This window comes from Pseudomonas carassii (assembly GCF_036324045.1).
Taxonomy (GTDB): domain Bacteria; phylum Pseudomonadota; class Gammaproteobacteria; order Pseudomonadales; family Pseudomonadaceae; genus Aquipseudomonas; species Aquipseudomonas peradeniyensis.
Map to the genome: position 1 here is coordinate 53,864 of NZ_JAZDCT010000021.1, position 19,472 is coordinate 73,335.

At 65.8% G+C, this 19,472-nt stretch carries 20 protein-coding genes; 12 read left to right on the forward strand and 8 right to left on the reverse strand.

All coding sequences use genetic code 11. From position 1 onward, the window contains the following. Window positions 1-107: 107 nt before the first annotated feature. Window positions 108-578, reverse strand: a complete 471-nt coding sequence (locus V0R62_RS16440; protein ID WP_028693028.1) for an RNA methyltransferase — start codon at window positions 576-578, stop codon at window positions 108-110. Window positions 579-651: 73 nt separating this feature from the next. Further along, window positions 652-1,017: a YajD family HNH nuclease gene (locus V0R62_RS16445; protein ID WP_023632486.1), complete on the reverse strand. Its 366-nt coding sequence runs from the start codon at window positions 1,015-1,017 to the stop codon at window positions 652-654. Window positions 1,018-1,149: 132 nt separating this feature from the next. On the opposite strand from V0R62_RS16445, the gene V0R62_RS16450 reads away from it, so the two are divergent. After that, window positions 1,150-1,425, forward strand: a complete 276-nt coding sequence (locus V0R62_RS16450; RefSeq protein WP_028693029.1) for a hypothetical protein — start codon at window positions 1,150-1,152, stop codon at window positions 1,423-1,425. On the opposite strand, the gene V0R62_RS16455 is transcribed toward V0R62_RS16450, so the two are convergent. Further along, window positions 1,422-1,895, reverse strand: coding sequence for a cyclic nucleotide-binding domain-containing protein (locus tag V0R62_RS16455; RefSeq protein WP_186735927.1), 474 nt, complete (start codon window positions 1,893-1,895; stop codon window positions 1,422-1,424). The two genes, V0R62_RS16450 and V0R62_RS16455, sit on opposite strands and share 4 nt — an antisense overlap. Window positions 1,896-2,071: 176 nt before the next feature. Further along, entirely contained in the window at window positions 2,072-4,114 is a 2,043-nt protein-coding gene (locus V0R62_RS16460; protein ID WP_330104501.1) for a S9 family peptidase, read from the reverse strand. Window positions 4,115-4,238: 124 nt separating this feature from the next. Between V0R62_RS16460 and V0R62_RS16465 the strand changes: the two genes are divergently transcribed. Genes V0R62_RS16465 through V0R62_RS16475 form a run of 3 tightly spaced genes read left to right on the forward strand, consistent with a single transcriptional unit; the run spans window position 4,239 to window position 6,068 of the window. Then, window positions 4,239-4,748, forward strand: coding sequence for an MFS transporter (locus tag V0R62_RS16465; protein WP_069017007.1), 510 nt, complete (start codon window positions 4,239-4,241; stop codon window positions 4,746-4,748). Window positions 4,749-4,763: 15 nt separating this feature from the next. Next, entirely contained in the window at window positions 4,764-5,537 is a 774-nt protein-coding gene (locus V0R62_RS16470) for a class II glutamine amidotransferase (protein ID WP_110739193.1), read from the forward strand. A 9-nt stretch (window positions 5,538-5,546) separates the two neighbouring features. Continuing rightward, window positions 5,547-6,068, forward strand: coding sequence for a DUF2937 family protein (locus V0R62_RS16475; protein ID WP_330104502.1), 522 nt, complete (start codon window positions 5,547-5,549; stop codon window positions 6,066-6,068). Between the two features lie 26 nt (window positions 6,069-6,094). Here the strand turns inward: V0R62_RS16475 and V0R62_RS16480 are convergent, their stop codons facing one another. Continuing rightward, window positions 6,095-7,006: a LysR family transcriptional regulator gene (locus tag V0R62_RS16480; RefSeq protein ID WP_186733054.1), complete on the reverse strand. Its 912-nt coding sequence runs from the start codon at window positions 7,004-7,006 to the stop codon at window positions 6,095-6,097. A 129-nt stretch (window positions 7,007-7,135) separates the two neighbouring features. Here V0R62_RS16480 and V0R62_RS16485 point away from each other — a divergent pair, with 129 nt between their 5' ends. From V0R62_RS16485 to V0R62_RS16500, 4 genes are read left to right on the forward strand one after another with little or no spacing between them, the layout of a single operon-like run. Beyond that, window positions 7,136-8,422 carry an MFS transporter gene (locus tag V0R62_RS16485; RefSeq protein WP_330104503.1) on the forward strand — a complete coding sequence of 429 codons (1,287 nt, stop codon included), beginning with the start codon at window positions 7,136-7,138 and terminating at the stop codon, window positions 8,420-8,422. Window positions 8,423-8,432: 10 nt separating this feature from the next. After that, window positions 8,433-9,212 (forward strand): 5-oxoprolinase subunit PxpA, encoded by a 780-nt coding sequence (locus V0R62_RS16490; protein WP_198745408.1) that lies wholly within the window; start codon window positions 8,433-8,435, stop codon window positions 9,210-9,212. Beyond that, the gene (gene pxpB / locus V0R62_RS16495; protein ID WP_330104504.1) at window positions 9,209-9,904 is read left to right on the forward strand and encodes a 5-oxoprolinase subunit PxpB; all 696 of its coding nucleotides are present in this window, start codon (window positions 9,209-9,211) and stop codon (window positions 9,902-9,904) included. Before V0R62_RS16490 ends, pxpB begins: the two co-directional genes overlap by 4 nt. Then, on the forward strand, window positions 9,901-10,839 hold the full coding sequence (locus V0R62_RS16500) for a 5-oxoprolinase subunit C family protein (RefSeq protein ID WP_330104505.1): 939 nt from the start codon (window positions 9,901-9,903) through the stop codon (window positions 10,837-10,839). Before pxpB ends, V0R62_RS16500 begins: the two co-directional genes overlap by 4 nt. Window positions 10,840-10,939: 100 nt before the next feature. Here the strand turns inward: V0R62_RS16500 and V0R62_RS16505 are convergent, their stop codons facing one another. Both V0R62_RS16505 and V0R62_RS16510 read right to left on the reverse strand, forming a co-directional pair. Beyond that, window positions 10,940-12,118, reverse strand: coding sequence for a vWA domain-containing protein (locus tag V0R62_RS16505; RefSeq protein WP_050706827.1), 1,179 nt, complete (start codon window positions 12,116-12,118; stop codon window positions 10,940-10,942). A 13-nt stretch (window positions 12,119-12,131) separates the two neighbouring features. Further along, on the reverse strand, window positions 12,132-12,977 hold the full coding sequence (locus V0R62_RS16510) for an AAA family ATPase (protein ID WP_011535085.1): 846 nt from the start codon (window positions 12,975-12,977) through the stop codon (window positions 12,132-12,134). A gap of 295 nt (window positions 12,978-13,272) precedes the next feature. Here V0R62_RS16510 and cysK point away from each other — a divergent pair, with 295 nt between their 5' ends. The 3 genes from cysK (at window position 13,273) to V0R62_RS16525 (ending at window position 16,708) form a co-directional block, all read left to right on the forward strand. Then, on the forward strand, window positions 13,273-14,247 hold the full coding sequence (cysK, locus tag V0R62_RS16515; protein ID WP_186733049.1) for a cysteine synthase A: 975 nt from the start codon (window positions 13,273-13,275) through the stop codon (window positions 14,245-14,247). Window positions 14,248-14,508: 261 nt separating this feature from the next. Next, the gene (locus V0R62_RS16520) at window positions 14,509-15,444 is read left to right on the forward strand and encodes an aspartyl/asparaginyl beta-hydroxylase domain-containing protein (RefSeq protein WP_011535083.1); all 936 of its coding nucleotides are present in this window, start codon (window positions 14,509-14,511) and stop codon (window positions 15,442-15,444) included. A 382-nt stretch (window positions 15,445-15,826) separates the two neighbouring features. Next, window positions 15,827-16,708, forward strand: a complete 882-nt coding sequence (locus V0R62_RS16525; RefSeq protein ID WP_330104506.1) for a DMT family transporter — start codon at window positions 15,827-15,829, stop codon at window positions 16,706-16,708. Window positions 16,709-16,747: 39 nt separating this feature from the next. Here the strand turns inward: V0R62_RS16525 and V0R62_RS16530 are convergent, their stop codons facing one another. Beyond that, entirely contained in the window at window positions 16,748-17,623 is an 876-nt protein-coding gene (locus V0R62_RS16530; RefSeq protein ID WP_330104507.1) for a DMT family transporter, read from the reverse strand. Window positions 17,624-17,756: 133 nt separating this feature from the next. Here V0R62_RS16530 and aceK point away from each other — a divergent pair, with 133 nt between their 5' ends. After that, a complete protein-coding gene (gene aceK, locus V0R62_RS16535) occupies window positions 17,757-19,472 on the forward strand; it encodes a bifunctional isocitrate dehydrogenase kinase/phosphatase (protein ID WP_330104508.1) in 1,716 nt (571 codons plus the stop codon).

A 19,472-nucleotide genomic window follows, 5' to 3' on the forward strand; every position in this document is an offset into this window, starting at 1 on the left:
CAAAGCGGCCCCGGCGATCTTTGCATCAACGCTGAAACCGTGGGGCTGCTTTGCAGCCCTTTCGCGGCACAAGGCCGCTCCTACAGGGATTGCGCAAGGCGTGATGGCTACTTGAACTTCGGCCCCGAGCGGGTATTCAAGCCTTTGGCCATGCGGTCGTACAGCACCACATTCACCGTCGCCGCCAGGTTCATGCAGCCCTCTGTCGGGATGTAGATCGTCTCTTCGCACCAGCCCCGCACGTCTTCGCTCAACGAGCCATCCTCAGGCCCGAAGATGTAGATCGCCCGGTCCGGGTGGGTGTACTCAGGCAATGGCCGTGCGCCTTCCACCAGCTCCACGGCCACCGGGGTGCAGCCCAGCGGAATGATGCGCTGCAGGTCGTCGATGCCGATCAGCGGGATGTCGTAGTGCACGCGCTTGGTGTCGGTGACGAAGTCGCGGGCGCGCTCATAGCGCTTGCCGGTGTAGAACACCGAGTTGACGCCATAGCAGCCCGCGGCGCGCATCACCGAGCCTACGTTTTCCGCGGATTTGGGGTTGAACAGGCCGATGCAGCTGTACCGTTTGTTCGCCACGTGTCGGGGCCCTTCGCAAAAAAAGAGCGCGATTATACGGGCTTGCCGGCACGCCGGGGGCGCGAATCGACGTTCAGTCCTTCTTCATCAGCGCGGCCAGGCCGGCAAACGGGTTGTGGGTGGCCACGGCGACTTTCGGCGTGCTCAGCGAACCTTCGCTGAAATACTGCTGGTCGGTGTAGCGGGCGTGCTCGTTGTCGTGGCAGTACAGGCACAGCAACTCCCAGTTGGAGCCGTCCTGGGGGTTGTTGTCGTGGTTGTGGTCGCGGTGGTGCACGGTCAGTTCCGACAGGCGCTTGCCGGAGAACTCGCGGGTGCAACGGCCGCAGACGTGGGGATACATCTTCAGCGCCTTGTCGCGGTAGCCCATTTCCTTGTCGCGCTTGGCGTCGGCGAGGATGCGGTCGAGGCGGGCGGTGGCGTCGGAGGTGGAACTCATGGTGTTACCTTTTTTCTGATCAGGGCAATGACGGTTATGCCTTTGAGTCTAGCGCGCCTGTGGGGCGGGCGGACAGGCAAAATCGCGCCGTTGGGCGTAGCCTGTAGGAAGGTTTCTGACAGGAGGCTGCCGATGTTGCATGCGATCCTCGCCGCGCTGTTGCTTGGCGCAGTATCCACGGCCGACGCCGCGGGCCAGCAGCGGCCGCTCACGACGGTTCCCGGCGCGCCCGGGACCGCGACGCCGACACCTTACCCGCAGATCACTCCGAGCACGCCGCCCAAGGCCGGCGCCAACCGACCGGGTGCGCCGCTGTTGCCGCCGATGCCGCTGCCGGGGCCACCCAAGGACCAGCCGTTGCCCGGGCTGAGCCAGGACCCGCCGAAACCGCCTGACAAGGGTCGCTAGACCTGCTGCGCCAGGCGCTGGCCATCCTGCATGCGCAGGCGCCTGGACAAGGCCACGGCGAGGGCGCGGATGATCCGGGCGGCGATGCGCGGCGCTTCGTTGAGCATCTTTTCCAGCGCGTCCTTGCCCAGGGTCAGCAGCTGGCAGTCGCTGGCGGCCACGCAGGTGGCCGAGCGGCGTTCGCCGTCGAGCACGGCCATCTCGCCGAAGGCCCGGCCCTTGCGCAGGGTGGCGATCTCCACCTGGGCGCCGTTGCCGTCGGTCTTGCGCACCGAGACCACGCCACGGTGGAGGATGCACATGAAGGTGCCGGCGTCGCCTTCGCTGAACAGGGTCTGGCCCTGGGCGACGGCGGTGAGGCTGAAGTAGCCGGCGGCGGCGAGGAAGTCACCGGGTTGCAGGGTGTCGAACAGGCCGCAGTCCATGAGCATGTCGCGGATCTCGGCGTTCAGGTGCTGGGTGTCGGGCATGTGTTGTTGTTCTCACCGGGCGCTGTCCTGGGATTGTCGGGGGCCGCTGCGCAGCCCTTTCGCGACACGAGGCCGCTCCCACACGGATAGCGCGGAGCCTGTGGGAGCGGCCTTGTGTCGCGAAACGAGGGCAAAGCCCTCGCCGTTGCGAACCCTATGACAACGAAAATCGCGTTTTACGCCACGCCCAGCTCATTGAAGACGAACGCATACTCCAGCGCCACATCGCGCAGCCCCTGGTAGCGCCCGCTCATGCCGCCGTGGCCCGCGCCCATCTCGGTCTTGAGCAGCAGCAGGTTGTCGTCGGTCTTGCGCGTGCGCAGGCGCGCCACCCACTTGGCCGCCTCCCAGTACTGCACGCGGCTGTCGTTGTAGCCGGCGACCACCAGCAGCGCCGGGTAGGCCTGCGCCTTGACGTTCTCGTAAGGGGCGTAGGCCTTGATCCGCTCATACACCTCGGGCTCCTCGGGGTTGCCCCATTCGTCGTACTCGGTGACGGTCAGCGGCAACTCGGGGTCGAGCATGGTGTTGAGCACATCGACGAACGGCACTTCGGCGATGGCGCAACGGAACAGCTCGGGGCGCAGGTTGAGCACCGCGCCCATCAGCAGGCCACCGGCACTGCCGCCGCTGATCGCCAGGCGTTCGCGGGTGGTCACGCCTTCGGCGATCAGGTGTTCGGCGCAGGCGATGAAGTCGTCGAAGCTGTTGTGCTTGTGCTCCTGCTTGCCGGCCCGGTACCAGGCCTCGCCCAGCTCGCCGCCGCCGCGCACATGGGCGATGGCGAAGGCCACGCCGCGCTCCAGCAGGCTCAGGCGGGCGTGGGAGAACCAGGGGTCGAGGCTCTCGCCGTAGGCGCCATAGCCGTAGAGGTAGAGTGGCACGCACTTGCCCTCGTCGACGCGGCGGCGCACCAGGCTGATCGGTACCCGCGTGCCATCCTTGGCCACTGCCCACAGGCGCTGGCTGACGTAGTCGTCGGCGTCGAAGGCGCCGAGCACCGGGGTCTGCTTGAGCACCTGCTGGGCACCCGTGGCCAGCTCCAGCTGACGCACCTGGGCCGGGCGGTTGAGCGCTTCGTAGCGTAGGCGGATGCGTGTGCTGGCGAATTCCAGGCTGTCCTGCACGTAGAGGCTGTAGGCGGCGTCCGGCAGCTCGACGCGGTAGGCCGGCAGACCTTGCGGGTGCACTTCGATTATCGGCAGGCCGCCTTCGCGCAGGCTCAGGGACAGCGCCGTGGCATTGAGGCTGAGCCCTTCGAGCATGACGTCGTCGCGGTGCGGCACCAGCAGCTGCCACTGCGCGCGGGTCGGCACGCTGTCGGCCCGCGCGTGGTACAGGGCGAAGTTGATGCCATCCTGGTTGCTGCGCACGAACCAGCGCCACTGGCCGTCGAGCTGGCCGTGGTCGGGGAAGTATTCATGGCCTTCGACCCGTGGCGCCAGGCAGGTGAAATCAGCCTGTGGCGTGGCGGCATCAAGCACCCAGGCCTCGCTGGTGGTCTTGCTGTTGAGCAGCAGCACCAGCTGGCGCTCGGAGCTGGCGCGGTAGCAGTGCAGGAAGAAGCGCCCGTCCGGCTCCTCGAACACCGTGGCGGCGTCGGTCTCGCCCAGGGTGTGACGGCGCAGGCGCCAGGGGCGGTGGGTGTCGTCCAGTTCGGCGAAGAACAGTGTCTGGCTGTCGTTGGCCCAGGTCATGCTGCCGTCGCAGTCGTCGAAGGGCAGGGCGCTCAGCGCGCCGCTGGCCAGGTCCTTGACGTACAGGGTGTAGATCTCGTCGCCGCTGGTGTCCAGGCTGTAGGCCAGCAGGCGGTGGTCGGGGCTGACGCTGAAGGCGCCGAGGGAAAGAAAGCCGCCATTGGCCAGGGCGTTGGGATCGAGCAGCAGCTCCTCGCGGCTTTCATCGACGGTGTTGCTGTCGTCGGCCGGGCGTGGGCAGCGGTAATGGCGCGGGTATTCGTCGCCCGCGGTGGTGCGGGTGTAGTACAGGTACGGGCCCCAGGGCGAGGGCAGCGACAGGTCGGTCTCGAGGATGCGGCCCTTGATCTCTTCGAACAGCTGTTCACGCAGCGGCGCCTGGTCGGCGAGGACGGCTTGCTGGTAGGCGTTTTCCGCTTCCAGATAAGCCAGGACCTCGGGGGTGTCGCGCTGCTGCAGCCAGGCGTAGGGGTCTTGGCCTTCGGCTTGATGGGCGATCGGGGCGGGAAGGGGTAGGGGCATGGGTGATCTCATCGATTGTGGACCCCATCGCGGGGCCGCTGCAGGTCCCTTGCGGGGCGGGGGCAGCCTGCGCCGGGAAAAGTGTTTATCATAGGCATCTCTTTGCCTGGCTTGCACCCACACCATGACCGAACACGACTATACCCTCGCCTGGGGCCTGTACGCCGTTGCCGCCCTGGGCTGCCTGCTGGTGGGCTTCAAGCTGACCGGCTGGATGTGGCGCTGGTTGCGCGAGCCGCTGCGGGTGATCATCGCCGTACTGCTGTTCTCACCGACCATCGTCGACCCGGTCAAGGAAAGCTTCGCCCCGGCCATCGCCATCACCGCACTGGACGTCGCCTTCAAGGTCGGCAACAACGCCTGGCGCGCCGCCTCCGACCTGGCCATGTACGGCATGCTCGCCTTTGCCCTGTACATCGTCTTCGTGCTGATCCGCTGGCCGCTGGAAAAGCGTGCCCGCGAGCGCCGCGCCCAGCGTGAGGCCGCCGCCCAGCGCCAGGCCAAGGAAGAGGAGGAGGTCGTGGCCGAAGCGTCCCTGGCCGCCAACCGCCAAGACCGCTACCGCGACGATCCGCCCCCCGCCCCCGTGCGCCGCTCCGGCCCTGGGCAGGGCCGCGTCGAACCCCGTCTTTAAGCCAGGAGCCGCAACATGTGCGAACTGCTGGGCATGAGTGCCAACGTCCCCACCGACATCGTCTTCAGCTTCACCGGCCTGATGCAGCGCGGCGGGCGTACCGGCCCGCACCGCGATGGCTGGGGCATCGGTTTCTACGAAGGGCGCGGCCTGCGCCTGTTCCAGGATCCGGCGGCGAGCAGCGAGTCGGAAGTGGCCAACCTGGTGCAGCGTTACCCGATCAAGAGCGAAGTGGTCATCGGCCATATCCGCCAGGCCAACGTCGGCAAGGTCTGCCTGTCCAACACCCACCCGTTTGTACGTGAGCTGTGGGGCCGCAATTGGTGTTTCGCACACAATGGCCAGCTGGGCGATTTCACCGGCCAGCGCACGTTCTACCGGCCGATCGGCGACACCGACAGCGAAGCGGCCTTCTGCGACCTGCTCAACCGCGTGCGCGAAGCCTTCCCCGAGCCGGTCGAGGTCGAGCAACTGCTGCCGGTGCTGGTCGAAGCCTGCGCCGGGTACCGTGGCCAAGGCGTGTTCAACTGCCTGCTCAGCGACGGCGACTGGCTGTTCTGCTTCTGCTCGACCAAACTGGTGCACATCACCCGCCGCGCACCGTTCGGCGCTGCGCGTTTGAAGGATGTCGACCTGATCGTCGACTTCCACACGCAAACCACCCCCAACGACGTTGTCACGGTGATCGCCACCGAGCCGCTGACCGAGAATGAGACCTGGAACCGCTACGAGCCGGGCCAATGGGGGCTCTGGCGGCATGGCGAGTGCATTGCCCACGGCCAGAGTTAAGGAAGCTGCATGTTCAGAAGTTACCTGCGTTTGCTGTTGTTCACCTTCGGCCTGCTGGCCGGTCTCCAGGTGCCGGGGTTGGTCAAGGACTACAGCCAACGCGTCGAGGCGCACCTGCTCGAATCGCGCCAGGCGCTCGACGGCTTCCGCCAGACCGCGCAGCGCTTTTTCAGCGGTGACCTGCAGGCGCTGGTGCGACATTACCGGGGCAGCGACGATCCAGTGTTCACCAGCGATGCCAACAGCATCGAAAGCCTGCTGATCCGCAACCAGTTGCTCGAACATGAATGGCAGGCCCTGCAAGGCTCGTGGGTGAGTCGCACCTGGCATGTGCTGGTACAGCCGGAGCCGGCACTGCGCGAGGAGACGCTCAAGGGCTACAGCTATCAGATCCTGCTGGTGCCCGAGGCGATTGGCTGGGGTATCGGCAGCGGGTTCGTGCTGGCGTTTGTGGTCGAGAGCCTGTTGTTGGTGATTGGTTGGGTGATTCTTGGCGGGCGGCGCAAGGTGGTGAAGGAAAGCTGGCGCTAGTTTTTCCGGCCCTGCGGCAGAGTTGCTCAGACCAGCACGATCCGCTGCCCGCCCACATCCCGCGCATAACGCTCCAGCACCTGCCGACACACGCCCACCACCTCGTCCACCAGCGCCACACCGGTCTGCCAGGCCACCACCAGCTCCAGGCTCGGCGGTGGCTGCAAGCCTTCCAGCAACACCAGCTCGCCGCGGCTCAGTTCTCCATCCACCAATGCCGGCGGCAGTGCGCCGATGCCGAAGCCGTCGCGCAGCAGGCGGGTGATGGCCGCCACCGAGTTCACGCAGTTCAGGCGCGGCGCCTCGGCTCCGGCGGCCTGCAGCAGGCCGAGCACCTCCTGGTGCGGCCGCGAGTTCTTCGAAAAGGTGACGATGCGCTCGCGGGCCAGTTCCGCCAGCGAGGCGTAGGTGCGGTGGTGCGGGGAGTCGGCGGCGACGATCCAGCCCATCGGGTAGCGCGCCAGGTCGTGGCTGCGGATCGACTGCTCGCGCAGCAGGTCGGTCTGCAGGATCACGTCGAGAAAGCCCTTCTGCAGCTGCTCGCGCAGGTTCAGCGCGGTATCGGCCACCAGCTCGATCTCCACCTGCGGGTAGCGCTCGCCCAGCTCCGCCACCAGCGCGCTCATCCAGGTGTGGATGACCGTGTCCATCACCCCCAGGCGGATGCGTCCGGTCTTGGCCCGGTCGCTGTCCAGCGACTGCTTCATGGCCTTGGCGGTGTCGAGCATGCGTTCGGCGTACTCCAGCACCTTGGCGCCTTCCGGCGTCAGGCTGACCCCGCGGGAGTCGCGCAGCAGCAGTTTCACGCCCAGGTCGGCCTCCAGCGCGGCGATGCGGCTGGACACCGAGGCCTGGGTGGTGAACAGCTTCTCGGCGGTGAGGCGGAAGCTCCTGAGCCGGGCGACCCAGACGAAGGTTTCGAGGAAACGAAGGTTCATGATCAGTTTTTCTTGTTCCAGACCGGCGGTTTTTCTCGTTGGACGCAGGCGTCGCGGCCTCTGAACATGAAGCCCAGGCCGCGACGCCCGACGTCGCCCATAGAACAATACCAACAAGCCGAGGCAACCATGAACCCGACCGGCGTGCAGCAGCAGGCCCCCGCTCGAACCTCGAGCGGCCCCTTCGCCTGGTACCGCGACATCGACTCCCAGCAACGACGCACCTTCTGGAGCTGCAAGATCGGCTACGGCCTGGACGGCATGGACACCCAGATGCTGAGCTTCGTCATCCCCACCCTGATCATGGTGTGGGGCATCAGCACCGCCGAGGCCGGGTTGATCCACACCAGCACCTTGATCGCCTCGGCCCTGGGCGGCTGGATCGCCGGCATTCTGTCCGACCGCATCGGGCGGGTGCGCACCCTGCAGCTGACGGTGCTGTGGTTCGCCTTCTTCACCTTCCTCTGCGGCTTCGCCCAGAGCTACGAGCAACTGCTGATCGCCCGTACCCTGATGGGCTTCGGCTTCGGCGGTGAATGGACCGCCGGCGCGGTGCTGATCGGCGAGGTGATCCGTGCCCAGGACCGCGGCAAGGCGGTGGGCATGGTGCAGTCGGGCTGGGCCATCGGCTGGGGCCTGACGGCGATCCTCTATGCCCTGCTGTTCTCCTGGCTGCCGGCCGAGCAGGCCTGGCGCGCGCTGTTCCTGCTGGGCCTGCTGCCAGCGATCTTCGTGATCTTCGTCCGGCGCCTGGTCAAGGACCCGGAGATCTACCGTCAGGCCAAGGCCGTCGAGCAGGCCGAGGCGCCCGCGCAGTTCTACGAGATCTTCGCCCCCGGCATGCTCTGGATCACGATCCGCGCCTCGCTGCTGACCACCGGTGCCCTGGGCGGCTACTACGCCATCACCTCGTGGCTGCCGACCTTCCTCAAGAACGAGCGCGGTCTGAGCGTGCTGGGCACAGGCGGCTATCTGGCGATGGTCATCGTCGGCTCCTACATTGGCTACGTGGTCAGCGCCTACCTGTGCGACCTGCTGGGGCGCAGGAAGAACTTCATCCTGTTCGCCGTGGGCTCGTTCGTCATCGTCCTGCTCTACACACAGATGCCGGTCAGCGACGGGGTGATGCTGTGGCTGGGCTTCCCCCTGGGCTTCTTTGCTTCGGGCATCTTCAGCGGCATGGGCTCGTTCCTCACCGAACTGTTCCCGACCCGGATCCGCGGATCGGGGCAGGGCTTCTGCTACAACATCGGCAAGGTGGTCGCGGCGATGTTCCCGTTGCTGATCGGCCTGCTCGGCGAGAAAGTGCCGTTGGGCCTGGGGATTGGCGCCTTCGCCGCGGTGTCCTACGGTGTGGTGATCCTGGCGGCCCTGAGCCTGCCGGAAACCCGCGGCAAAGCGCTCCAGGCGCGCTAAGGTAGGCATCATGAACATTGATACGGAGGTCCGCCAGGTGAAACGCCTGCTACTCAATTGCGACATGGGCGAGAGCTTTGGCAACTGGCGCATGGGCCAGGACGCCAAGGTCATGCCGTTCATCGACTGCGCCAACATCGCCTGCGGCTACCACGCCGGCGACCCGGGCACCATGCGCCGCACCGTGGCCCTGGCCCTGGAGCACCGGGTGGCCATCGGCGCGCACCCGGCCTACCCGGATTTGATGGGCTTCGGCCGCCGTTCCATGGCCTGCAGCAGCGACGAGATCCGCGACCTGCTGCACTACCAGATCGGCGCCCTGGACGGCATCTGCCGGGTGCTCGGCGGCCGTGTGGCTTACGTCAAGCCCCACGGCGCGCTGTACAACGACATGATGGCCAACCCGGACATCCTGCGCACCGTGCTCGAAGCGGTTGCGGCGTTCGACAGCGGCCTGCCGCTGATGCTCATGGCCACCGCCGACGACAGCGCCGCCCAGGCCCTGGGCGACGAAGTCGGTGTGCCGCTGTGGTTCGAGGCCTTCGCCGACCGTGGCTACACCGCCAGCGGGCACCTGATGTCGCGGCGCCTGCCGAACGCTGTGCACCATGATCCGGCGCTGGTGGTCGAGCAGGCCTTGCGCTTGGCCAAGGGCGAGGCCCTGGTGGCTGACGACGGCAGCGATGTGCGCTTGAACGCCAGCACCCTGTGCGTGCACGGCGACAACGACGGCTCGGTGGCCGCCGTGCGCCAGATCCGCCAGGCCCTGGATGCCCTGGAGCAAGCATGACGCCACGTATCGAGGTGGTGGCCATCGACAGCCTGATGGTGCGGCTGTTCGATGCCATCGATGAAGGCAACATGCCGTGGATCCTCGCCGCCAGCCAGCGCTTGCGGGATGCGTTTGGCCAACAGCTGATCGACCTGGTGCCGTCCTATACCACGCTGATGGTGCAGTTCGACCTGGCGCCGGGCGAGGCGCGCCAGCGTATCCTGCTGGCGCTGGAGGGCCTGCGGCCGGATGCCGGCCAGGCCGGGCGCCGACACGAGATTCCGGTGTGGTACCACGCCAGCGTCGGCCCCGAGCTGCCGGTGCTGGCCACGCGCGCAGGGATGAGCGAGGTCGAGGTAATCCGCCTGCATTGTGGTCGCGACTACCCGGTGTTCGCCCTGGGTTTCGCGCCGGGCTTCGGCTTCATGGGCCTGGTCGACGAACGCCTGGCCACGCCGCGCCTGAGCACTCCGCGCAAGCGCGTGGCGGCGGGCAGCGTCGGCATCGCCGAGCGCCAGACCGCCGCCTATCCGGCCGTGTCGCCGGGCGGCTGGAACCTGATCGGTCGCACGCCGGTGCGCCTGTTCGACCGCGAGCGCGAGGGCTACAGCCTGCTGCAGCCTGGCGATCGGGTGCGTTTCGTGGCCGTCGAACGGGCCGAATTCATCAACCTGGGCGGTGACGACAGCCCGCTGGAGGCCCAGGCATGAGCCAATTGAGAGTCGAGACCAGCACCGCGCTGTGTCTGTTGCAGGATGCCGGGCGTTTCGGTGTGCGGCACCTGGGCGTGACCCAGGGCGGCGCGCTGGACTGGGTGGCGATGCGTTGGGCCAACTGGCTGCTGGGCAATGCCCTGGACAGCGCCGTGGTGGAGATTGCGCTTGGCGGCTTCAGCGTGGTCGCCGAGCAGGACTGCGTGCTGGCGCTGGCCGGGGCTGACCTGGATGCGCAGGTCGACGGGCAGACCGTGGCGCCCTGGACCAGTTTCAACCTGGGCAAGGGCCAGCGTCTGACGCTGCGTCAGCCTCGCCAGGGGGTACGTGCTTACCTGGCGGTGCCGGGCGGGTTCGTGGGCGAGTCGGTGCTGGGGAGTTGTTCCACCGTGGTACGGGAAGAACTAGGTGGAGTAGACGGCCAGGGCCGGGCATTGGTTAAAGGGGAGGTACTGCATGCTGCCGGGGCCATCGCGGGGCAAATCGGGGCGCCGAACTGCCGCTCCCACGTGGCCGAAGCGCTGCGGCCGGTGTATGCCGAGAAACCGGTATTGGACCTGGTGATGGGCGCGCAGATCGGTGACTTCGGCGGCACCAGCCTGTTCGAGGCGTTCAACCGTGACTGGACGCTGGACAGCCGGGCCGATCGCATGGGTATTCGCCTGCTCGGGCCGCAACTGGTCTACCAAGGCGCGCCGATGATCTCCGAGGGGATCCCGCTCGGCGCCGTGCAGGTGCCGCCGGACGGGCAGCCGATCGTGCTGCTCAATGACCGGCAGACGATCGGTGGATATCCACGGCTGGGGGCGTTGACGCCGTTGGCGCTGGCGCAGCTGGCACAGTGCATGCCGGGGGCCGTGGTGCGGTTTCGGGCGGTGGTGCAGGATGATGCGTGGCGGGAGCAGCAGGCTTATCTGAGCCGTTGGGGATGAAGCTATCGGCTCTGTCGCGGGGCAAGCCCGCTCCCACGTCCAGACCTCGATCAGGTGTGGGAGCGGGCTTGCCCCGCGATAGGGGTGGCCCTGAAAAACACTACTTGGACAGGTAACGCATCCCGTCCTCCAACCCCTGCAAGGTCAGCGGAAACATCCTGTCCTCGATCAGGTCCCGCACCAGATGGGTCGAAGCGGTGTACTCCCAGGCCTGCTTCGGATAGGGGTTGATCCAGATGATCTTCCTGAATTTCTCCATGAAGCGCTGCATCCACACATACCCGGCCTCTTCGTTCCAGTGCTCGACGCTGCCGCCCGGCTGGGTGATCTCGTAGGGCGCCATGGCCGCGTCGCCGACGAACACCACCTTGTAGTCGTCGCCGTACTTGTGCAGCAGGTCGAAGGTGGAGAAGCGCTCCGAGGTGCGGCGCAGGTTGTTCTTCCACACCGACTCGTAGATGAAGTTGTGGAAGTAGTAGTACTCCAGGTGCTTGAACTCGGTCTTGCAGGCCGAGAACAGTTCCTCGCAGACCTTCACATGGGCGTCCATCGAACCGCCGATGTCGAACAGCAACAGCAGCTTGACCGTGTTGCGCCGCTCGGGGCGCATCTGGATGTTCAAGAGGCCTGCGTCACGGGCGGTGTGGTCGATGGTGCCGTCGATGTCCAGTTCCTCGGCGGCGCCTTCGCGAGCGAACTTGCGCAGGCGGCGCAGGGCCAGCTTGATGTTGCGCGTACCCAGCTCGACCTGATCGTCGAGGTTTTTGTACTCGCGCTGGTCCCACACCTTCACCGCCTTGCCCTGGCGCTTGCCGGCCTCGCCGACGCGGATGCCCTCGGGGTTGAAGCCGCCGGAGCCGAACGGGCTGGTGCCGCCGGTGCCGATCCACTTGTTGCCGCCGGCGTGGCGCTCCTTCTGCTCTTCGAGGCGTTTCTTGAACTCCTCGATCAGCTTGTCCAGGCCGCCCAGGGACTGGATCTGCGCCCGTTCCTCGTCGGTCAGCGAACGCTCGAACTCCTTGCGCAGCCAGTCGTCGGGGATCAGGGCTTCGATATGCCGATCGAGGTTTTCCAGGCCCTTGAAGTAGGCGGCGAATGCCCGGTCGAACTTGTCGAAATGACGCTCGTCCTTCACCAGGATGGCCCTGGCCAGGTAGTAGAAGGCGTCCATGTCGGCGAACACCACGCCCTTCTGCAGGGCGTGATGCAGGTCGAGTAGCTCGCGCACCGACACCGGTACCTTGGCCGCGCGCATTTCATTGAACAGGTTGAGCAGCATGGCCCGGCTCCTGTCAGCGGTTGCCGCGCCGGCTCATGAAGGCCAGGCGCTCGAGCAGCTGCACGTCCTGCTCGTTCTTGACCAGGGCACCGGCCAGCGGCGGGATGGCCTTGGTCGGGTCGCGCTCGCGCAGCACGGCTTCGCCGATGTTGTCGGCCATCAGCAGCTTGAGCCAGTCGACCAGCTCGGAGGTGGAGGGCTTTTTCTTCAGGCCCGGCACTTTGCGCACGTCGAAGAACACGTCCAGCGCCTCGCTGACCAGCGACTGGCTGATGTTGGGGTAGTGCACGTCGACGATCTGTTGCAGGGTGGCGCGGTCGGGGAAGGCGATGTAGTGGAAGAAGCAGCGGCGCAGGAAGGCGTCGGGCAGTTCCTTCTCGTTGTTGGAGGTGATGATGATGATCGGGCGCTGCTTGGCCTTGATGGTCTCGTCGATCTCGTAGACGTAGAACTCCATCTTGTCGAGTTCCTGCAACAGGTCGTTGGGGAACTCGATGTCGGCCTTGTCGATTTCGTCGATCAGCAGGATCACCCGCTCGTCAGCTTCGAAGGCCTCCCACAGCTTGCCCTTCTTCAGGTAGTTGCGCACGTCGTGGACCTTGTCCACGCCCAACTGCGAGTCGCGCAGGCGGCTGACCGCGTCGTACTCGTACAGGCCCTGGTGGGCCTTGGTGGTGGACTTGATGTGCCAGGTGATCAGGCGGGCGCCGAAGGAGGCGGCGAGCTGCTCGGCAAGCATGGTCTTGCCGGTGCCCGGCTCGCCCTTGACCAGCAGCGGGCGCTCCAGGGTGATGGCCGCGTTGACCGCCAGCTTCAAGTCGTCTGTGGCGACGTAGTCGCGGGTGCCTTCGAACTTCATGAACCGATCCTCTGGGTGGCTAGACCCGCCTCATCGTGGGGTAAGCCCGCTCCTACAGGATTTGAGCGCAACCTGTGGGAGCGGGCTTGTCCCGCGATGAGGGCAGTACAGCCAACGCATGTTTATTGATGTGTCAGCGACTATAACCCCGCACCCGCCGCCTGCAAACGCAGACCGGGTATTCAGTCCCTGAATGGTCCGTCACCCCCGGTAACAGAGCGGGCTTTACGCCCCACCCCGGCAGGCTTACCCTTTTAGATCCACCTGCCAGCCCCTGCATTCAAGGACCCCTGCCATGAGCCGTATCTACGCCGACAACGCACATTCCATCGGCAACACGCCGCTGGTGCAGATCAACCGCATCGCCCCGCGCGGAGTGACCATCCTGGCCAAGATCGAGGGGCGCAACCCGGGTTATTCGGTGAAGTGCCGGATCGGCGCGAGCATGATCTGGGACGCCGAGAGCAGCGGCAAACTCAAACCGGGCATGACCATCGTCGAACCCACCTCGGGCAACACCGGCATCGGCCTGGCGTTCGTAGCCGCCGCCCGTGGCTACCGATTGGTGCTGACCATGCCGGACTCGATGAGCCTGGAGCGACGCAAGGTATTGAAGGCACTGGGCGCCGAACTGGTGCTGACGGACAAGGCCAAGGGCATGAAGGGCGCCATCGAGAAGGCCAACGAGATCGTCGCCTCGGACCCTGCCCAGCACTTCCTGCCGGGTCAGTTCGACAACCCGGCCAACCCGGCCATCCACGAGAAGACCACCGGCCCGGAAATCTGGAACGACACCGACGGCGCGGTCGATGTGCTGGTGGCTGGTGTTGGCACCGGCGGTACCATCACCGGCGTGTCGCGCTACATCAAGCACACCCAGGGCAAGTCGATCCTGTCGGTGGCGGTGGAACCGGTGAATTCGCCACTGATCAGCCAGACCCTGGCCGGCGAGGAACTCAAGCCCAGCCCGCACAAGATCCAGGGCATCGGCGCCGGTTTCGTGCCGAAGAACCTCGACCTGTCGATCGTCGACCAGGTCGAGACCGTCACCGAGGACGAGTCCAAGACCATGGCCATCCGCCTGATGCAGGAGGAGGGCATCCTCTGCGGCATTTCCTGCGGCGCGGCGATGGCGGCGGCGGTGCGACTGGCCGAGAAACCCGAGATGCAGGGCAAGACCATCGTGGTGATCCTGCCGGACTCGGGCGAGCGCTACCTGTCGAGCATGCTGTTCAGCGACATGTTCACCGAGCAGGAAAACCAGCAGTAAGCCTGGGGCTGCTGCGCAGCCCATCGCGGCACAAGGCCGCTCCTACAAGGAGGTCGCGATCGCCTGTAGGAGCGGCCTTGTGCCGCGAACGGGGCCCGGGATATCCGGGCCACCGCTGATCCGGCGCAATGTCGGCCTCTTTCGGTTATTGCACAATCCTTAACACTGCGATCCGGCACCGGTTGTTTTTACCCGGCCCGGATGGGTTTATGATGTCCGGCTATCTGGGGATGGCCAGATTTCCCCTCCAAGGAGTGTTGCATGACCTTTTCCTTCGTCGCCAAGGCAGGTGTCCTGCTGGTGTTCTTCGGCAGCGTGCTGTTCGTGCACCTGCGCGGCAAGGCGCGCCTGCCGGTACTGCGCCAGTTCGTCAACCATTCGGCGCTGTTCGCCCCCTACAACAGCCTGATGTACCTGTTCTCCGGCGTGCCTTCCAAGCCCTACCTGGACCGCCAGCGCTTCCCCGAGCTGGATGTGCTCAAGGACAACTGGGAAGTGATCCGCGAAGAGGCCATGCGCCTGTTCGACGAGGGTTATATTCGCGCTGCCGAGAAAGACAACGACGCAGGCTTCGGTTCGTTCTTCAAGAAAGGCTGGAAGCGTTTCTACCTGAAGTGGTACGACAAGCCGCTGCCCTCGGCCGAGGCGCTGTGCCCGAAGACCGTCGAGCTGGTCAGCGGCATCCCCAACGTCAAGGGCGCGATGTTCGCCCTGTTGCCCGGTGGCAGCCACCTGAACCCGCACCGCGACCCGTTCGCCGGCTCCCTGCGCTACCACCTGGGCCTGTCCACGCCGAACTCGGACAACTGCCGCATCTACGTCGACGGCCAACCCTATGCCTGGCGTGACGGCGAGGACGTGATGTTCGACGAGACCTTCGTGCATTGGGTCAAGAACGAGACCGAGGTCACCCGCGTGATCCTGTTCTGCGACGTCGAGCGCCCGCTCAACAGCCCGCTGATGACCCGTATCAACCGCAAGGTCAGCGCCTTCCTCGGCCGCGCCACCGCGCCGCAGAACACCGATGACGAGCGCGTCGGCGGGATCAACCAGGCCTATGCCTGGAGCAAGCGCTTCAGCAACGTCATCAGCACCCGGGTCAAGCAGTTCAAGCGCGCCAACCCCAAGGCCTACCGCGTGCTGCGGCCGGTGCTGGCGGTTGTCGTCGCCTACGCGCTGTACCGCTGGCTGTTCTGATCCGGTTGTGCAAGCTCGTTCCCGCTCCTGGTGGGAGCGGGCTTGCCCCGCGATGATTCCCCCGCTATATTCCGAAACACTCTCTTCCCAGAAGATCTGTTCATGCCCGCCATCCCTTCCACCACCGCTTACGTTCTCGCGCCTGTCGCGGGCGTGGTCGTGCGTGGCAGCCAGCAGCCGGCCATGATCAGTCACTACCCACCACCTGTCAGTGGCGTCGTAGGCGGCGTAGCTCCGCCTCCTTGCGCAGTCGTGGTGCTGGGCTGATCGGCCGCTGGCCGCTCCCCACCGCACTCGCAACCTACTGAACACGGTCGGCTATCCCCGCAAGTCGCGATAAGCCCTCCGTACGGCTCATTTGCCCGTATACAGGTGGCAATACATGTCTGTTTTCAACAAAGCATCCGTGGCCTCGGCGGCCACTACCAGCCTGTTCGTCCTGCTGTGGAGCAGCGGGGCGATCGTTTCCAAGCTTGGCCTGGCCCAGGCCAGCCCTTTCGCCTTCCTGCTGCTGCGTTCGGCCTTGGCGCTTTTCGGTCTGTTGCTGATCGGTCCGTTACTCGGCTTGCGCTGGCCACGTACCCGGGGCGGCATTGTTCGCGCCCTGGGGACCGGCTGCGTGCTGCTGGGCGCCTACCAGATCTTCTACCTGCTGGCGCTCAATACCCATGTCACCCCCGGCGTCATGGCCACGGTCATGGGTGTGCAACCGATCCTTACCGTGGTGCTGATGGAGCGTCAGCGCTCCTGGAGCCGGCTGTTTGGCCTGGGCCTGGGGCTTGGCGGCCTGGTGATGGTGGTCTATCAGGGCATCAACCTTGGCGGGGTATCCCTGGCGGGCATGCTGTTCGCCTTGCTGGCGCTGGCCAGCATGACCTGCGGCTCGATCCTGCAGAAGCGCATCACCGACAACCCGATGGGCACCTTGCCGCTGCAGTACCTGGCCGGTTTTGCCCTGTGCGCGCTGTTCGCGCCGTTCCAGCCGTTGCAGGTTGAGTGGAACGCCAGCTTCTTCGGCGCGCTGCTGTGGATGGGGCTGGTGGTTTCGTTGCTGGCCACGTTGCTGCTGTACCGGCTGATCGCCCGGGGCAACCTGGTCAATGTCACCAGCCTGTTTTACCTGGTGCCGGCGGTGACGGCGGTGATGGACTTCGTCATCTTCGGTAACCGCCTGGCGCCGCTCAGCCTGCTGGGAATGGGGTTGATCGTGGTCGGGTTGCTGTTCGTGTTCCGCAAGCCGGCGTTGCGCACGGCCGAGGCCTGAGTAAAGAAACGCTGGGAGCGGGGCAAGCCCGCTCCCACATCACGACCGTGCTGGACGCAGCACCAGCCAGAGCGCCGCAGCGATCAGCAGGCCGCCATACAGGTGCGCCATCGACAGCGGCTCATCCAGCAGCCACGCGCCCCACAGCACGCCGAACACCGGGATCAGGAAGGTCACGGTACTGGCCTTGACCGGGCCGATCTCGTTCAGCAGGCGGAAGTACAGGATGTAGGCGAACGCGGTGCACAGCAGCCCCAGGCCCAGCAGCGACAGCCACACCTGCCAGCCGCCCCAGCTGGCCGGCGGCTGGGTCAGCGCGCTCCAGGCGAACAGCGGGCTCAACAGCAGGGTGGCGCCGAGCATGCTGCCCAGGGCAGACAGACGGCTGTCCAGCGTTCCCACCCAACGCCGCGCCAGGAAACCCGCGAAACCGTAGCAGGTGGTCGCCGCCAGGCACGCCAGGGCGCCTTGCACCAGGGCCATGTTCAGCGCCACCGGGCCGGCGCCGCTGAGGATGCCGACGCCGAACAGGCCGAGGAAGATCCCGCAGAGCTTGGGCAGGGTCATCGCCTCGCGGAAGAACAAGGTGCCGATCAGCACCCCCATCAGCGGCGTGGTGGCGTTGAAGATGGCCGAGTAGCCCGCCGGCAGCACCTGCGCCGCCACGGAATAGAACGTGGCCGGAATGCCGGAGTTGATCATGCCCAGCACCAGGCAGGCGCCCAGTTTTCCTTCGAAATTCCAGCGCACGCGTGCGGCGGCGAGGATGGCGATCAGCCCCAGACAGGCGATCGATACGCGGAAAAAGGCGGTCGGCACGGTGCCGAGTTCGGGGGCGATGATGCGCATGAACAGGAAGCTGGCGCCCCAGACGGCGGCAAGGGTCAGCAGGCGGGCAAGGGCGATGGGGCTCACGGGTGGTCTCCGGCGGTGGGGCAGGGGCGCGAGTGTACGTCAGTGGGCAAGCGGGGTTCTTGTGCTTTCTTGCTGTGTGAGCCGCTTGCGGACGACTAAGCTGTCTAACTCCACCCGCCATGAGATCCCGCGCATGACCCAACCCTGGCCCGCCGCCGACATCGCCCGGATGATCCTCGATGGCTTCGACGACTACCGCGAGCATTTTCGCCGCATCACCCTCGGTGCCCGCGAGCGCTTCGAGCAGGCGCGCTGGCAGGACATCCAGCGCGCCGCGGCGGCGCGGATCAACCTCTACGAAGAGAAGGTCGCCGAGGTCAGCGGCTGGCTGCGCCAGGGCTTCGAGGCCTCCCAACTGTTGGACGTCGAGCAGTGGCCGCTGGTGAAGAACGCCTACATCCGCCTGATCGACCCGCGGCTGGACGATGAGCTGTCCGAGACCTGGTACAACTCGCTGTTCTGCAGCCTGTTCAGCCATGACCAGATCAGCGACGGCTGCATGTTCATCCACACCACCCGCCCGTCCATGCGTGGCCACGAACGCGCGGCGCAGACGCGCACCTATGCACTGGATGGCGGACTGAAGGGATTGCTGCGGGCGATCTTCGCCGATTATCGCTTCGATGTGCCCTACGGGGACCTGGAAGGCGACCTGTCGCGGTTGCAGGACCAACTGCGTGAATGCCTGCCCGACTGGGTGTGCAAGGACCCGGCGCTGGCGGTGGAGCTGTTCACCCCGGTGCTCTACCGCAACAAAGGCGCCTACCTGGTCGGACGCCTGTACACCCCCGACGAGCAGTGGCCGCTGGTGATCCCGCTGCTGCACCGCGAAGGCCATGGCATCGAGGCCGATACGCTGATCACCGACGAGGCGGAGGTGTCGATCATCTTCTCCTTCACCCGTTCGTACTTCATGGTCGATGTGCCGGTGCCGGCGGAGTTCGTCAACTTCCTCAAGCGCATCCTGCCGGGCAAGCACATCGCCGAGCTGTACACCTCGATCGGCTTCTACAAGCACGGCAAGTCGGAGTTCTACCGCGCACTGATCAACCACCTGGCCAACAGCGACGACCGCTTCATCATGGCGCCGGGGGTGCGCGGGATGGTGATGAGCGTGTTCACCCTGCCGGGCTTCAACACCGTGTTCAAGATCATCAAGGACCGTTTCTCGCCATCCAAGACCGTTGATCGTGCCACGGTGATCGAGAAATATCGCTTGGTGAAGAGCGTGGACCGTGTCGGGCGCATGGCCGACACCCAGGAGTTCGCCGATTTTCGCTTCCCCCGCGCCAAGTTCGATCCCGACTGCCTCGCCGAGCTGCTGGAGGTGGCGCCCTCCACCGTGGCGCTGGAGGGTGACACGGTACTCATCCGTCACTGTTGGACCGAGCGGCGCATGACCCCGCTCAACCTCTACCTCGAACAGGCCAGCGAAGCCCAGGTGCTGGAGGCGCTGGAGGACTACGGGCTGGCGATCAAGCAGCTGGCGGCGGCCAACATCTTCCCCGGCGACATGCTGCTGAAGAACTTCGGCGTCACCCGCCATGGCCGGGTGGTGTTCTATGACTACGACGAGATCAGCTTCCTCACCGAGGTCAACTTTCGCCATATTCCGCCGCCTCGCTACCCGGAAGACGAGATGTCGGGCGAGCCGTGGTACTCGATCGGGCCGCACGACGTGTTCCCCGAGGAGTTTCCGCCGTTCCTGTTCGCCGATATCGGCCAGCGCCGTTTGTTCAGCCGCCTGCATGGCGAGCTGTATGACGCCGATTACTGGAAAGGCCTGCAAGAGGCGATCCGGGCGGGGAAGGTAATCGATGTGTTTCCGTATCGGCGCAAGGGGCGCTGA

Excerpts from the sequence above, each read along its gene's own strand:
- V0R62_RS16445 (WP_023632486.1), bottom strand. The coding sequence starts at position 1,017 with ATGAGTTCCACCTCCGACGCCACCGCCCGCCTCGACCGCATCCTCGCC.
- V0R62_RS16450 (WP_028693029.1), top strand. The coding sequence starts at position 1,150 with ATGTTGCATGCGATCCTCGCCGCGCTGTTGCTTGGCGCAGTATCCACG.
- V0R62_RS16455 (WP_186735927.1), bottom strand. The coding sequence starts at position 1,895 with ATGCCCGACACCCAGCACCTGAACGCCGAGATCCGCGACATGCTCATG.
- V0R62_RS16460 (WP_330104501.1), bottom strand. The coding sequence starts at position 4,114 with ATGCCCCTACCCCTTCCCGCCCCGATCGCCCATCAAGCCGAAGGCCAA.
- V0R62_RS16465 (WP_069017007.1), top strand. The coding sequence starts at position 4,239 with ATGACCGAACACGACTATACCCTCGCCTGGGGCCTGTACGCCGTTGCC.
- V0R62_RS16470 (WP_110739193.1), top strand. The coding sequence starts at position 4,764 with ATGTGCGAACTGCTGGGCATGAGTGCCAACGTCCCCACCGACATCGTC.
- V0R62_RS16475 (WP_330104502.1), top strand. The coding sequence starts at position 5,547 with ATGTTCAGAAGTTACCTGCGTTTGCTGTTGTTCACCTTCGGCCTGCTG.
- V0R62_RS16480 (WP_186733054.1), bottom strand. The coding sequence starts at position 7,006 with ATGAACCTTCGTTTCCTCGAAACCTTCGTCTGGGTCGCCCGGCTCAGG.
- V0R62_RS16485 (WP_330104503.1), top strand. The coding sequence starts at position 7,136 with ATGAACCCGACCGGCGTGCAGCAGCAGGCCCCCGCTCGAACCTCGAGC.
- V0R62_RS16490 (WP_198745408.1), top strand. The coding sequence starts at position 8,433 with ATGAACATTGATACGGAGGTCCGCCAGGTGAAACGCCTGCTACTCAAT.
- pxpB (WP_330104504.1), top strand. The coding sequence starts at position 9,209 with ATGACGCCACGTATCGAGGTGGTGGCCATCGACAGCCTGATGGTGCGG.
- V0R62_RS16500 (WP_330104505.1), top strand. The coding sequence starts at position 9,901 with ATGAGCCAATTGAGAGTCGAGACCAGCACCGCGCTGTGTCTGTTGCAG.
- V0R62_RS16505 (WP_050706827.1), bottom strand. The coding sequence starts at position 12,118 with ATGCTGCTCAACCTGTTCAATGAAATGCGCGCGGCCAAGGTACCGGTG.
- V0R62_RS16510 (WP_011535085.1), bottom strand. The coding sequence starts at position 12,977 with ATGAAGTTCGAAGGCACCCGCGACTACGTCGCCACAGACGACTTGAAG.
- cysK (WP_186733049.1), top strand. The coding sequence starts at position 13,273 with ATGAGCCGTATCTACGCCGACAACGCACATTCCATCGGCAACACGCCG.
- V0R62_RS16520 (WP_011535083.1), top strand. The coding sequence starts at position 14,509 with ATGACCTTTTCCTTCGTCGCCAAGGCAGGTGTCCTGCTGGTGTTCTTC.
- V0R62_RS16525 (WP_330104506.1), top strand. The coding sequence starts at position 15,827 with ATGTCTGTTTTCAACAAAGCATCCGTGGCCTCGGCGGCCACTACCAGC.
- aceK (WP_330104508.1), top strand. The coding sequence starts at position 17,757 with ATGACCCAACCCTGGCCCGCCGCCGACATCGCCCGGATGATCCTCGAT.